Here is a 12,821-nt window from a genome sequence, read left to right on the forward strand (position 1 = left end):
CCCCATCCCCAGGATGGTGGGGCGGCGGGGTGCTTTTCCGCCACCGAATGGCGCCGCCACCACCCGTCCCCCGCGTGGGGGGAGGGAGGCGCGATGATGTAGCCGCCGTCGCCCCGGAAGTCGATCCCGGCTTTCGCGGCCTGCCACGACCGCTGCTCCAAGCCAGCTCGTGCCGGGTAGTAGAGGTGCATGCCACCCGACGGCGTACGCACGACCATCAACGGTCTCGGCAGCAGACCAGCATCACGAGCATGACGGAGGGCGTCGAAGCCGTTGACGCCATGCACATCGACATCCACCACCACAAGCCCGGACGCCCGGCCGGTGGGGATGGCTAGATTCGCCGTCGGCATCAGCCGCCACCAACTCTCGATTGCCGCTGAGTTGTCGGTGGCGTCGAGGAAACCGCGACTTGCCGGCAGGGGACGCTTGCCGCCCGGCACGCACGCGAACACTGGAACACCCGCCCCGGCAAGCTGCCGGGCCGCGTCGGCGGGATCGGATGAGAGGCTTCTGAACACGGGGACGAGAGGATGCGCGGCCATCACAGCCTCCGTCCCACAACAATCGGCTCACCGGCCCTAGCCCGCTGGTTCTCGGCGGAAGGAGCCGTCGCCCGGGGCGTGCGCCGGGGTGTCGCGCTATTCAGAGATGCGCGGCCGAGTCCGGACGGGTTGCCGTCACCCACCTTGAGGGTGTCGAGCCGGTCGAGAATTCCGGTGGCCGTCCTGCGGACCCGCTCGCCGGTGGCCTTGACGACCTCGACCGGACTGGTGTCCTTCACGGAGGATGCCCACCCAGACACGTAGGGCACCGTGTAGATGCTCGTGTCCATGCCATGCGCCGCGCCGATCATCAACGCGACCGACTCGGCCTCCACCTCACCGACGCCCCGATGACCCCGTGCTTCAGGATTGTCCGGGCCGTGCAAGAGCACATGCGCCAGCTCGTGCGCCAGCGTCTTCACCCGCGCCGCATCCGGCATATCCGACCGCACGGCGACCGTCTTCGCCATATAGTCAGTCAGCCCATTCGCCCCACCAATGGCAGACGCGTCAGACACCTGCACAAGTTCGAAGCCGGCTGCTGTGACCTGCGCAGCAAGACCCTGCCACAACCCCTCCGGAGCCTGACCTTCCAGCAGGTGCGGGGTGGGAGCCGCGGGGATCGGCATGCCGTCCGTCTGGCTGACATCCCACACGTAAGCGGGTTTGACGCCCACCACCCGGGAGCGCTCCGCCTCATTGCTCTTGCACTTCTCGCGCGGCGCGAGCCTGCGCCATGACGTCGGGTCGGACGGGCTGGCGGAGGCGAACCGGGCAGTCACCGGGGCGAAAATCATGTACCCCGCCTGACCCTTGACCACCTGCCGGTCCAAGCCCTGCCACTGCCGGTAGCCCGCCACATGGGTCGGGAACGGCTCGTCGACGCGGCCCTGCTCGAACGCCGCCTGATGCTGGGCCCAGATCAGCAGCGTGTTGTTGAAGCTGCGCGAACGGAACCGGGTCGCAAACGACAACGCCCGCGCCCAATCCTCACCCGTGACAAGCTGCTCGACCGCGCCGGCCAGCCGCTCATGCAGTTCCTCAAGCCGCGCCTCGCGTGCGGCCCTCGTCTCCTCTTTCGTCGCCATGTGGGGGCCTCCCTCCGGTCGGGGACCACCCGAGAGGAAAGGGCGGTCATGCGACTGTGAGGTACACCAGGCAATCCAAGAACACGAGAAGGAACAGACCAGAAACGAGTGGCCACGCCCGCTACGACTACCCGAACAACCCGGCGAGACCTACAGGCATAGCCCAACGTCAGGCAGCGCGGACCAAGAAGAACCGATCATGATCGTTCAGTGAAGGTACATGATCGTATCGGGCACTTTCACACGACAGTGTTGTAGGTACGGCGGTAAACGCCCGGAGTCATGCCGACGTAGGCACGGAACACGCGAATCGCATAGCCCATGCTATGCCACCCGACCTCCTCGATTGCAGCTTCAACCGGCAAATGAGTCTCCCGCAACAGTCGGGCCAACTCCTCGATTCGCAGCATTGTCAGATATGCAATCGGCGTCTTACCGTACGCCTCGGCGAACACCCGCGAGAATTGAGGCGCGGACAAGTGAACCTGGACTGCCAACTCTCTGACAGTCCAATGACGGGCGACATCGCCACGCAGCAGTTCAGCGGCCCGCATGGCCTCGGAGCGTAACGGCACGAAGCGACGGTGCCGGGGCATGGCAGGTCGCAGCCGCTCACGCTGGGACCGCGACAAGCGCACCGGAGAAACCTTGATCAACGGGCTGATGACGTCCGCGATAAGGAACCACAACGCCTGGATGCGATTGAACTTCTCGGCGTAGCGGCATCCTTTGGTCAGACTGGCCAGCTCGTCGAGCAACGGCGCAATCTGGGCGAGCCGCTGAATGCCGAGATGGAGCAGTTGCACTGGTTCGAGATAAAGTCTCCCGATCAGTTCCTGCGCGTCAAACCGGTCGGATAACAAACCGGCATGCTTCCAGAACACATGGTCGATGATGTAGTCAGTGTCGATGTAGATGGCTGAGAACATGCAGTCGCCTTCGGCCTCAGCGGCAGATAAGGTGTTCGAGCACAGCAGCACTGCGTCCCCGATCGTGACCGGACGTTGGCCGAACTGGGAATACAGGATTGCCGAGCCCGTGCGGATCACGACAAGCTTCACGCAGTCGTATGCGCACGGGCCGGCACTATGACGGAAGACGCCGTTTTTCGCGAGGATAGGCGTAAGCGATGCAGAGCATCGTGACTGCGCCCGCGCGCTGTCGCATGCTGCGGTCATGGTCTCTGCCCCTTCCGACTTGGCAGAACCCATGCCGAGACGTCAGCCCCTTGGCGAATCTCCGGAGAATCTGGCATCCGAAGTGGCAGGGCTTCGAAGCTCCGGAATGTTCTACGACTGTAGGCTCAGCAGGATTCCTAAACTTGTTGTGACTTGGCGGGAGGCCGTCCTGCTGCGATGCTTGCCTGCACGCGTCTAGCAATTCCTTCTGACGCTGGCGGGACGAGCGTGGCCACGATGTCCGAGAGATCGGCGCGCAGTTGCTCGCGCGGCACATGCTCGTTGGCGGTCAGTTCGTTGACGAGGCCCGCGCGGATTGCACCGAGCAGAACGTGGGCAAGCAGCGTGTTGTCTGCGTCCGCACCTGCGTCGCTCAGAAACTGGCCGAGCAGCTCGTGCGCCCATTGGTAGTCGGGATTCTGGTACAGGGTTGTTCCCTGCGAAGGGTCCTCGGCGGCAAGCATGAGGTGGGGGTTGTCGAGGTGCATGACGAGCAATGCATCCAGGAGGGCCATGATCCGTGCGCGTGGATCACCACCCGGGCCCAGAGGCGCTAGCCCGCTCTCAACCGCCTGCCGGATGGTCTCGGTCTGCTGCGCGCACAGGGCTTGCACGAGTTCGGCTCGGCTGCCGAACGCTCGGAACAGCGTCCCCTTGCCGACGCCGGCCTCGGCGGCGACTTGGTCCATCGTGACGCGGGTCGGCTGCCCAGCTGATGCGAACAGCTTGGCGGCGGCGGCGAGTACGGCGGCGCGGTTGCGGATCGCGTCGGAGCGTCGGGCACGGGTCATCGTTTCCGCCTTCCTCGTCAATCGGACTAGTGGTCCATATTCTATTCGCCGTCCCCTATCTCTGGGGCGGGTCGGCTGCGTCGAGCCGCGCTCGGGCTGCCATCGCAACGGTTGCGAGAGAACCTTTGGGGATGAGCAGCGCGACGACGATCGCTCCGCCGGCGAAGAGGACCGCTGCGGCGAGGAATGTGGCGGTGTAGCCGGCGAGGGACGCCAGTTTCATGTCCGTCGCGTGGTGTTGCAGGTAGGTGCTGGCCGCGCTGGCGGCGAGCGTGTTGAGCAGGGCGGTGCCGACAGCCCCGCCGATCTGCTGGCTGGTCTGGATGGTCGCCGAGCCGATGCCGGCCTCATGCCGCTGCAGTCCGAGCGTGCCGGTGGCGAACCCGGGCGAGAGACTGAGCCCGAAGCCCAGTCCTACCACGATCAGGGACGGCAGGATGTGCGGCGCATAGCCGCTTGTCGTCGTCACAGTGCTGAGCATGAGCATCCCGATGGCCGCCAGGCCCATGCCAGTGGGAATGACGATCTTCGGTCCGATCCTGGCAAGGAGAACGCGGTTGGCGACCTGAGAGGTGATGATCATGGCGGCGACCATGGGCAGGAATGCCAGACCGGTGGCCAGCGCACTGTAGCCCAGCGTGTCCTGCAAGTAGTACGCCAAGTACAGATACAGACCGAACGCGCCCGCGTTGGTTGTGAGCATGGCCACGTTCGCGCCGCCTCGCACACGGCTGTGCAGGATATGCGGCGGCAGCAGCGGCAAACGCGAGCGTGACTGGTCGACGACGAACACCGCCAGAACGAGGATGCCTGCCACCAGCAGGAGCAGCGTCGAGGATGCCGTCCAGCCGTCGGTGTCGGCTCGGGACAGGCCGAACACCAGGCAGAACAGACCGGCGGTCGCCAACACTGCGCCGCGCATGTCCAGCGGATCGTGCCGCCCGGACCGATCGGTGCGAATCCAGGCCAACGCCCCGGCCACAGCGGCCACGGCGAAGAATACGTTGATCAACAGCGTCCAGCGCCACGAGGCATACGTCGTCAGCACCCCGCCCAGCAGCATGCCGACACCGCCGCCGCCCGCGCCAATCGCGCCGTAGATCGCGAACGCCTGCCCACGCTCCTTGGGGTTGGTGAACGTCGTGGTCAGCAGCGCGAGCAGCGCGGGGGTGAGCGCGGCGGCGAACACACCCTGCAACGCCCGAGCGGCCACCAGCATCGGAAAGCCAGTCGCTGCGGCCCCGAGCGCGGACATGACGGCGAAGCCCACGAGCCCGACCACCAGCGCATGCTTATGACCCACCCGGTCACCGAACCGGCCCCCGAGCAACAGCAGACTACCGAACGCCAGCGCATAACCCGTCACCACCCACTGCCGCTGCGCGTTCGAGAACCCCAAATCGGCTTGCGCGCTGGGCAGCGCAATGTTCACGACACTGCCATCCAGGATCACCATCAGCCAGGCCACGCCCAGCACCGCCAGAATCCACCGCCGGCGCTCGAAATTCACGCCTCCAGGCGGAGAAGCGACACCATCACGTCGAACCTTGTTCTCCTCATCAGTTTGTGTGCCATGCGTCACCGCGGCATTTCCTCTCATCGAGGTCCGTCTGACAGACGGACACTAGCGGACCATCAGTCCAGTAAGAGCACTATACGGACTAATGGTCCACTTAGCAAATCGCGCGTGTCTCGATGATCACTGTTCGGCAAGTCGCCAGACCCTTGTCCGACTGAAGCGGTTCGATTGGTTCATGCCCATAGAAACCGTGCGTAACCGGTACTCGCAGGAGTAGTATCAGAGTGTTGGCTCGTGTCTGGGTCACGTGCATAGAGGGAGAACCGTAGTGACCGAACCCTGGCTGTCCGCGGACGACATCGCCGCCCATCTGGGTGTCACCAAGGACACCGTGTACACATGGATTGCTGAGAAGGCCATGCCCGCGAGCAAGGTCGGGCGCCTTTGGAAGTTCCAAGCGAGCGAGGTCGACGACTGGGTGCGCAGTGGTGCCGCAGCCGAAGAGCACAAAGTCTCGGAGAGGCAGTCGAATGTCAGTGGCCATGCCTACGCTGACGCCAAAAAGGGTCAGGAGGAGTGAACATGGCGCCGAGCGATGGCGAACGCTTGGTAAAGTCCAAGCAGCGCGTGGCCGAGCACGGAGAAGTCTTCACTCCCTCGTGGATGGTCGAAGACATGCTCAACCTGGTACGGGAAGAGTCCGAACGCATCGATTCCCGTTTCCTCGAACCAGCTTGTGGTTCCGGCAATTTTCTCATCCCTGTGCTCACACGGAAGTTGCAAACGGTGATGGCCAAGCATGGGAAAAGCGAGTTCGAGAAGCGTCACTACGCGCTGTTTGCCCTCATGTGCGTCTACGGCATCGAGATTCTTCCCGACAATGCGCAGGAATGCCGCGACAATCTCGCCAGTCTGTTTAGTGCTTTCCTCGGTGTTGACAGCGCCGATAAATGGGCGCGCGCAGCCCAGACAGTTCTATCCGCGAACATCGTCCAAGGTGACGCCCTGACCATGAAGACGCCCAACGACGATCCGATCACATTCGCCGAATGGGCCTATCTGGGCAAGGGCAGCTATCAGCGCCGAGACTTTCGCTACGACGAGTTGACCCAGCGTTCTCACTGGGAAGCCGAGGGAACCTTGTTCTCCGACATGGGAGCGGACCTGTTCACGCCTGAAACGACGTACCCAACGATGACCGTCAACGATCTGGCAGCGCAGGCGGATCACGCATGAGTATGATGACCCAGGCCCCTTTCACGCTGCGCGGGCACAACCCCGACGTGCTGACCTGCATCGCAAACCTCTCGAACGACGAGGTCTTCACCCCACCCGAGATGGCCAACGCCATGCTCGACCTCCTCGCCTCCCGCTGGGCAGACTCCCACGATGGTGCCAGCATCTGGGCCGACCCGAATGTCACCTTCCTCGACCCATTCACCAAATCCGGAGTATTCCTGCGAGAGATCGCCCGACGGCTGGTCGACGGGCTCGCCAGCCAGCTACCGGACCTTCAGGAGCGGGTGGATCACATCCTCACCCGGCAAGTCTACGGCATCGGCATCACCCGGCTCACGGCCCTGCTGGCCCGGCGTAGCATCTACTGCTCGAAATTCGCCAACGGCCCTCACTCCATCGCGAAGGCTTTCACAACCGAAGATGGGAACATCTGGTTCCAGCGCACCGAACACACCTGGACTGGCGGACAGCGTGAGTATCGCTCCGATCCGTTGACCGGCGACGAGAAGGTTGTCTACGCACACCGCAAGTGCAAGTACTGCGGCGCCAGCGAAGACGACTATGGCCGCGGCGGCGAGTTGGAAACCCACGCCTACGCCTTCATCCACACAAACGACATCAAAGCCCGCATCGGCGAGCTGTTCGGAGATACCATGCAATTTGACGTCATCATCGGCAATCCGCCCTATCAGCTCTCGGACGGCGGAGGAACTGGCACGAGCGCGAAGCCGATTTATAACAAGTTCGTTGAAACAGCAAAGGGGCTCGATCCACGTTTCTTATTAATGATCATCCCTTCTCGGTGGTTTGCTGGAGGCAAAGGACTCGATGGTTTCAGACTCGACATGCTTCGCGACCGCCGAATTCGGACGATTGTGGACTACCCAAATTCTCGCGAGGTATTCAAAGACGTTGATATTGCTGGCGGAGTTTGTTACTTTCTGTGGGATCGTGACACGAAGGGGGATTGTGTCGTGCGAACCATCGAGGACGGAGAGGCGTATAGCGCTACACGGCGTCTTGACATACACAACTTCTTCATTCGCGATAACAGGATCCTTGAAATTGTTGAAAGTATACGTGCTCAAGATTCTTCAAGCTTTTCTTCGCTGGTTTCGAGTAGACGTCCTTTTGACCTTGATGCGGCACTTAAACCCAGTACCGTGGGTGATCTGAAACTATATACAAGTTCAGGTGAGGGCCGTATTCCCAAAAACAATGTGCATAAAGGACTTCGGCTGGCAGACCAGTGGAAGGTTCTGTTGTCTAAGACCTCTAGCGAGCATGCTGGCCAAACCGATAAGACGGGAATGAGGCGAGTATTCTCCCGAATCGAAGTAATGCCACCGGGGTCAGTAGCAACCGAGTCCTATCTGATCGTTGGGCCTTTTGCCAATCGCTTCGAGGCGGAAAGTGCTGTGTCGTATCTCGAGACACGGTTTGCGCGATTCTTGGTATCCTCAGTCTTGCTCACTCAAAACATTACAAAGACGGTGTTTACTTTTCTACCGATCCCTAGTTTCACCCGCTTGTGGACCGACGAATTGTTGTATAGCAAGTACCGGTTGACCTGTGACAATATTGCACTTATAGAACGCAGCATCAAGAAAATAGAATAAGGGAGCAAGGAATGAGTCAACTCGTTTACGGTATCCACGGGCAGGTGCGTTTCCGGAATGAACAAGAAAAACAGGAGGCGATGGATTATTTGACGCACTCGCCGGATGTTGATTTGCGTCTTGAGCATAACGAAGAGCAAGGAGCGTGGGCAGAAGAGAAGAGGATTTATTTTCATTCGACTGATGGGGTTCCTGAATGCCTGCGGCGGAACTGGAATGCCGGAATAGGTTTAGTGGTAGGAAGAATCAACGCTGCCGATCTTTATGACGAGGTGAAGGCAGTTCGAGATCGTGGTTAAGTCCATTGATGATCTTCTGCCTGCGAAGCCCGCGGCCCGACTGCGGATCTACGCGTGGTCCCCGAATGACCCGCCCGCTAAGTATGCAGGTTTACTCAAGGTCGGGCAGACGACGAAGGCGGACGTGAACGAGCGTATCCGCGAGTCGCAGGGCCAGATGCAGCAGGCCTACACGCTTCACGTCGACGAGCTGGCCGAGCGCGACGACGGGACAATTTTCCGCGACACGGACGTGCGGCGTCGGTTGGCAGCGAAGGGTTTCGAGAATCCCATCTTCGGGTCCGCTCGCGAATGGATGCGCTGCACTCCTGACGACGTGCTGACGGCCATTACTGAACTGCGCACCGGTGCACAGCTGTCGGGGACGCACCACGAGACGTTCACCATGAGACCGGAGCAGGCGGATGCGGTGAACAAGACGATTGCCTACTACGACTCGATCTGGGCTGAGGACAAGCACGCGGTGCCGAGGTTCTTGTGGAACGCGAAGATGCGTTTCGGTAAGACGTTTGCCGCCTATCAGCTGGCCAAGAAGATGGGCGCACGTCGGACTCTAGTGGTCACGTTCAAACCCGCCGTGGAGGACGCCTGGCAGACGGACCTCGAATCGCATGCCGACTTCGACGGCTGGCAGTACCTGTCCAAGGCCACCGGCGGCACCCCGGATGAGATGGAACATGACCGCCCGCTAGTGTATTTCGGTTCGTTTCAGGACCTTCTGGGCAGGGACAAGCAGACCGGTCTGATCAAGTCGAAGAATGAGTGGATTCACACCACACCGTGGGACTTGGTGATATTCGACGAATACCACTTCGGCGCCTGGCGGGACTCCGCGAAGGAATTGTTTGAGGGCGAGGATGAGAAGGTCGCCAAGAAAGAACTTGCCACCGAGTATCACGACAGTCTGGCCGCATTCGACGAGGAGCTCGACGAGCTGGGCAACGACGAGAATCAGTTCCTGCCGATCACGACACGTGCATACCTGTATCTGTCGGGAACCCCGTTCAAGGCTCTGGCGACTGGCGAGTTCATCGAGGAGCAGATCTTCAACTGGACCTACACGGACGAGCAGCGCGCCAAACAGGACTACGCGACAGTGCATCCGGGTGAGTGGAACCCATACGGGGCACTGCCACAGATGCGCCTGTTCACCTACCAGATGCCCGACGAACTGGTATCGGTAGCCAAACAAGGTGAGTTCAACGAATTTGACCTGAATGCCTTCTTCGAAGCCGCCGGCACCGGAGACGCGGCCTCGTTCGTCCATAAGACGGACGTGCAGAAGTGGCTGGACATCATCCGTGGCGCCCACCTGCCTACCCAGCTTGATGCGATGCGCATGGGCACCCGGCCCCCGTTCCCGTACTCGGATGCCCGTCTGCTGCCCTACGTGCAACATTCCTTCTGGTTCCTGCCCACCGTGGCTTCCTGTCACGCGATGCAGAACCTGCTGGCCGAACGCCAGAACGTCTACTGGCATGACTACAAGGTTCTCGTCGTGGCTGGGACCGACGCGGGAATCGGATTGGATGCCCTGCCCCCGGTGCGCGAGGCGATCAGGGATGGGCAGAGCACGAAGACGATCACCTTGTCATGTGGCAAGCTGACGACCGGTGTGACGGTCAAACAGTGGTCCGCGATCCTCATGCTCCGCAACCTCACCTCGCCCGAGACATACTTCCAGGCAGCCTTCCGCGTTCAGTCCCCATGGTCGATCAAGAACCCGAACGGCGACGACCCCAACGAGGAACTGGTACTCAAACCTGCGTGCTTCGTCTTCGACTTCGCCCCCACCAGGGCCCTACGTCAGATTTCCGACTATGGGATCGGACTGTCCCCTGAGGAGCCGAACCCCGAGCATGCCGTGCAGGAGCTGGTGCAGTTCCTGCCGGTGCTGGCCTACGACGGATCGAACATGACCCAGGTCGACGCCGGAGGCATCCTCGACATCGCCATGTCCGGCACCTCGGCGACGCTGCTGGCCCGCAAATGGGAGTCAGCGATCCTCGTCAACGTCGACAACGACACACTCCGCCGCATCATGGGCAGTGAGGACGCCATGAAGGCCGTCATGAACATCGAAGGCTTCCGTGCCTTGGGATCAGCTATCTTCGAGACCGTGGTCAACAAGTCCGAGCAAGTCACGGCCACCAAGAAGGAACACGGCGACCAGCTGTCCAAGAAGGAAAAGAAACAGCTATCCGACGAGGAGAAGGAGTACAAGTCCAAGAGGAAACAGATACAGGAAAAACTCGTCAAGTTCGCCACCCGTATCCCCGCATTCATGTACCTGACCGACTACCGCGAGAACACCCTCCAAGACGTCATCACCAAGCTAGAGCCCGACCTCTTCAAAGCCGTCACCGGCCTGACCGTGGCCGACTTCAACCTGCTCGTCAGCCTCGGCGTCTTCAACGCCACCCAAATGAACCAAGCCGTGTTCGCCTTTCGCCGCTACGAAGACTCCTCCCTGTCCTACACCGGCATTGAATCCCACAAGGGACTTCGACACTACGGGCTGTACGACACCGTCGTTGCCGTCGATGAGCCGGACTGACATGAACTACACATTCGTTAAAGTAAGAGCGACTGTATTAACTTTGCCGAGCAGCTGTCCTATTCGAAACCGATAAGGGACGGAAGTAGATAAGGACGGCGAAAATGACAATGGTTGAATGGACAAGACTTAGCGGAGATCAGGTGGAAGGACTAACCGCTACTCTCCTCTGTCGAAAGTACCCAGATGCCCTGCGCATCCGACCATCCAGCGGTGATGGTGGCATTGACCTTCTCGTTCCAGGTTCTGAAGGCAAATCGGTGATCTACCAAGTCAAGAAGTTTGCCTCCAACCTATCTTCTTCGCAGAAGTCCCAAATCGAGAAATCATTGAGGCGGCTTGAAGAGTATCGTTCCGAGCATGATCTTATGGTTGAGTCCTGGCATCTGGCACTGCCTATTGACCCCACCAACGAGAATCTCCACTGGTTCGCCCAGATCACGAAGAACCTGTCATACCAGTGTGATTGGAGGGGTCTCAGCTTCCTTGATGGGCTCGCGGCAGAGTTTCCTGATGTAGTGGACTATTACGTTGGCAACGGCAGGCAACGGCTTGAATCCATTATCGGGAAACTCACCTCTGCAATGGGCATGAAACCAAGCGGAGGAGATGGTCTCATAACTCCAGCTCAGCTCGGCGGCTATCTACAGGAGCTTGCACCCATACTCGATACTGATCCCCATTTCAGATACGAAGTGAGTGTCGGACCCGCCAAATCAAACATCACATCAGAGCCCGGCATGATTTTTGCTAGTGAACGTAGCGCCGGGCCCGATAACAGTAACGCTGTGACCGTTCGTGTATTTAATAAGTTCAAGGCAGCACTCGAGTTCCGGCCAATACCAATCAACGTGGTTATTCGAGCCGAGCCGGGTTCGGACTTGCAACGTGAACTCGCAAGTTTCACCAAATATGGCACCTCGCTGTCGGCTCCGATCGGGACTGTCGATGCCAAAATGGACCTGCCCGGCGGACTCGGCGGTGATTTCACAGGAGCAGGTTTGCGTATCATTGCCGCAGATGGGCAGGCAACTGCGCCGAGTCGTGTGCTGCGAATGGTTGTAATCAATCCTCAGAACGAAATTGTTACGACCGCCATAATCAATATGCAGCCACCAACGTTTGGACTGGATCATACAGGCGCCAGGATCACAGGCACAGAGCGAAATGGAGGTTTCCGAGTAGAGATGCGATCGGACTTCTCCCAGCGAATGACGACCATGACGATATCGGATGTCAGTGTCGAGGGACTTGCCCCACACGACGCGGTTGCGGCCCTAAACTTCCTGACTGCAATGCGGTCGCCAAACCAGATTGCCATTGCGGCCCCATACGGCCCAGTCAAGAACCCAATAGGCCTGCCCGATGACTTCGCGTTACCGGATAGCGCATCGCTAAACGCACTTATTGAGATTGCCACGTCCTTGGAGACAATCCAAGAGCACACGACAGTCCAACTTGCGATGCCAACCAGTATCTCGCCAGAAGAGGCCGCGTCGTGGAAGATGGCAGCACGCCTACTGCTAGGCGAGCAGGTGAACGCAACAACCGCAGCGGTGCACACTTGTCTGAATCCCGGAATACCAGCACCAGAAGGCAAGTTCACCATCGCCTACTACTCTGAACTTTCTGTCACAGTAAACTCGACAAGAATTCCGTTAGGCACAGTTCTCATGCACTGTCCCATTGCAGAGGTCGATCCCACGTCCATAAAACGGCACGACGATCATATCGACTGCTCGATTCACCCGGCAGACAACGCAGCAATAACGGCTCGCCTCATCCATCCGGAGTAGAAACCAAGTAGAAGCCGCCCGGTAGAGTAGAAGAGCCGTGGCGTGAGCACATCATTACTAAGAGCGGTTTTGCCGGAGATGGGTCAGCTCACCGTGCGTCGGGTCGGTGACCCAGCCTTTAGGCACTCCTATGAGGGCTCTTCCCAGATGAGGGTGTAGGCGACGCAGCAGCCGTGGTGGGAGGGCGCGG

General features: G+C 60.0%; 11 protein-coding genes. 6 read left to right on the forward strand and 5 right to left on the reverse strand.

Features of this window, described 5'->3' with window-relative positions:
• The 5 genes from ABF648_RS08915 to ABF648_RS08935 all read right to left on the reverse strand — a co-directional run.
• The coding region (locus ABF648_RS08915) for a bifunctional DNA primase/polymerase (protein ID WP_415631935.1) at nucleotides 1-521 on the reverse strand (521 nt) is incomplete at its 3' end.
• Between the two features lie 23 nt (nucleotides 522-544).
• A complete protein-coding gene (locus ABF648_RS08920) occupies nucleotides 545-1,633 on the reverse strand; it encodes an ArdC-like ssDNA-binding domain-containing protein (RefSeq protein ID WP_415631936.1) in 1,089 nt (362 codons plus the stop codon).
• Nucleotides 1,634-1,872: 239 nt separating this feature from the next.
• A complete protein-coding gene (locus ABF648_RS08925; protein WP_415631937.1) occupies nucleotides 1,873-2,694 on the reverse strand; it encodes a helix-turn-helix transcriptional regulator in 822 nt (273 codons plus the stop codon).
• Between the two features lie 254 nt (nucleotides 2,695-2,948).
• The gene (locus ABF648_RS08930) at nucleotides 2,949-3,602 is read right to left on the reverse strand and encodes a TetR/AcrR family transcriptional regulator (protein WP_415631938.1); all 654 of its coding nucleotides are present in this window, start codon (nucleotides 3,600-3,602) and stop codon (nucleotides 2,949-2,951) included.
• 55 nt (nucleotides 3,603-3,657) lie between these two features.
• Complete coding sequence (locus ABF648_RS08935) at nucleotides 3,658-5,112, reverse strand: MFS transporter (RefSeq protein WP_415631939.1); 1,455 nt, start codon at nucleotides 5,110-5,112, stop codon at nucleotides 3,658-3,660.
• 337 nt (nucleotides 5,113-5,449) lie between these two features.
• Between ABF648_RS08935 and ABF648_RS08940 the strand changes: the two genes are divergently transcribed.
• The 6 genes from ABF648_RS08940 to ABF648_RS08965 all read left to right on the forward strand — a co-directional run bounded on the left by ABF648_RS08940 (nucleotide 5,450) and on the right by ABF648_RS08965 (nucleotide 12,631).
• A complete protein-coding gene (locus tag ABF648_RS08940; protein ID WP_415631940.1) occupies nucleotides 5,450-5,701 on the forward strand; it encodes a helix-turn-helix domain-containing protein in 252 nt (83 codons plus the stop codon).
• Between the two features lie 2 nt (nucleotides 5,702-5,703).
• Nucleotides 5,704-6,357, forward strand: coding sequence for an N-6 DNA methylase (locus ABF648_RS08945; RefSeq protein ID WP_415631941.1), 654 nt, complete (start codon nucleotides 5,704-5,706; stop codon nucleotides 6,355-6,357).
• Nucleotides 6,354-7,979, forward strand: coding sequence for an Eco57I restriction-modification methylase domain-containing protein (locus ABF648_RS08950; RefSeq protein ID WP_415631942.1), 1,626 nt, complete (start codon nucleotides 6,354-6,356; stop codon nucleotides 7,977-7,979). Before ABF648_RS08945 ends, ABF648_RS08950 begins: the two co-directional genes overlap by 4 nt.
• An 11-nt stretch (nucleotides 7,980-7,990) precedes the next feature.
• A complete protein-coding gene (locus ABF648_RS08955; protein WP_415631943.1) occupies nucleotides 7,991-8,278 on the forward strand; it encodes a hypothetical protein in 288 nt (95 codons plus the stop codon).
• Nucleotides 8,271-10,835: a DEAD/DEAH box helicase family protein gene (locus ABF648_RS08960; RefSeq protein WP_415631944.1), complete on the forward strand. Its 2,565-nt coding sequence runs from the start codon at nucleotides 8,271-8,273 to the stop codon at nucleotides 10,833-10,835. Before ABF648_RS08955 ends, ABF648_RS08960 begins: the two co-directional genes overlap by 8 nt.
• A 104-nt stretch (nucleotides 10,836-10,939) precedes the next feature.
• Entirely contained in the window at nucleotides 10,940-12,631 is a 1,692-nt protein-coding gene (locus ABF648_RS08965) for a hypothetical protein (protein ID WP_415631945.1), read from the forward strand.
• The last annotated feature ends 190 nt before the right edge of the window (nucleotides 12,632-12,821 follow it).

This window comes from Propionibacterium sp., assembly GCF_047719395.1.
GTDB lineage: Bacteria > Actinomycetota > Actinomycetes > Propionibacteriales > Propionibacteriaceae > Propionibacterium.

Bases quoted from the DNA above. Each gene is read 5' to 3' on its own strand.
- ABF648_RS08965 (WP_415631945.1), top strand. From the start codon at position 10,940: ATGACAATGGTTGAATGGACAAGACTTAGCGGAGATCAGGTGGAAGGA.
- ABF648_RS08930 (WP_415631938.1), bottom strand. From the start codon at position 3,602: ATGACCCGTGCCCGACGCTCCGACGCGATCCGCAACCGCGCCGCCGTA.
- ABF648_RS08945 (WP_415631941.1), top strand. From the start codon at position 5,704: ATGGCGCCGAGCGATGGCGAACGCTTGGTAAAGTCCAAGCAGCGCGTG.
- ABF648_RS08920 (WP_415631936.1), bottom strand. From the start codon at position 1,633: ATGGCGACGAAAGAGGAGACGAGGGCCGCACGCGAGGCGCGGCTTGAG.
- ABF648_RS08950 (WP_415631942.1), top strand. From the start codon at position 6,354: ATGAGTATGATGACCCAGGCCCCTTTCACGCTGCGCGGGCACAACCCC.
- ABF648_RS08955 (WP_415631943.1), top strand. From the start codon at position 7,991: ATGAGTCAACTCGTTTACGGTATCCACGGGCAGGTGCGTTTCCGGAAT.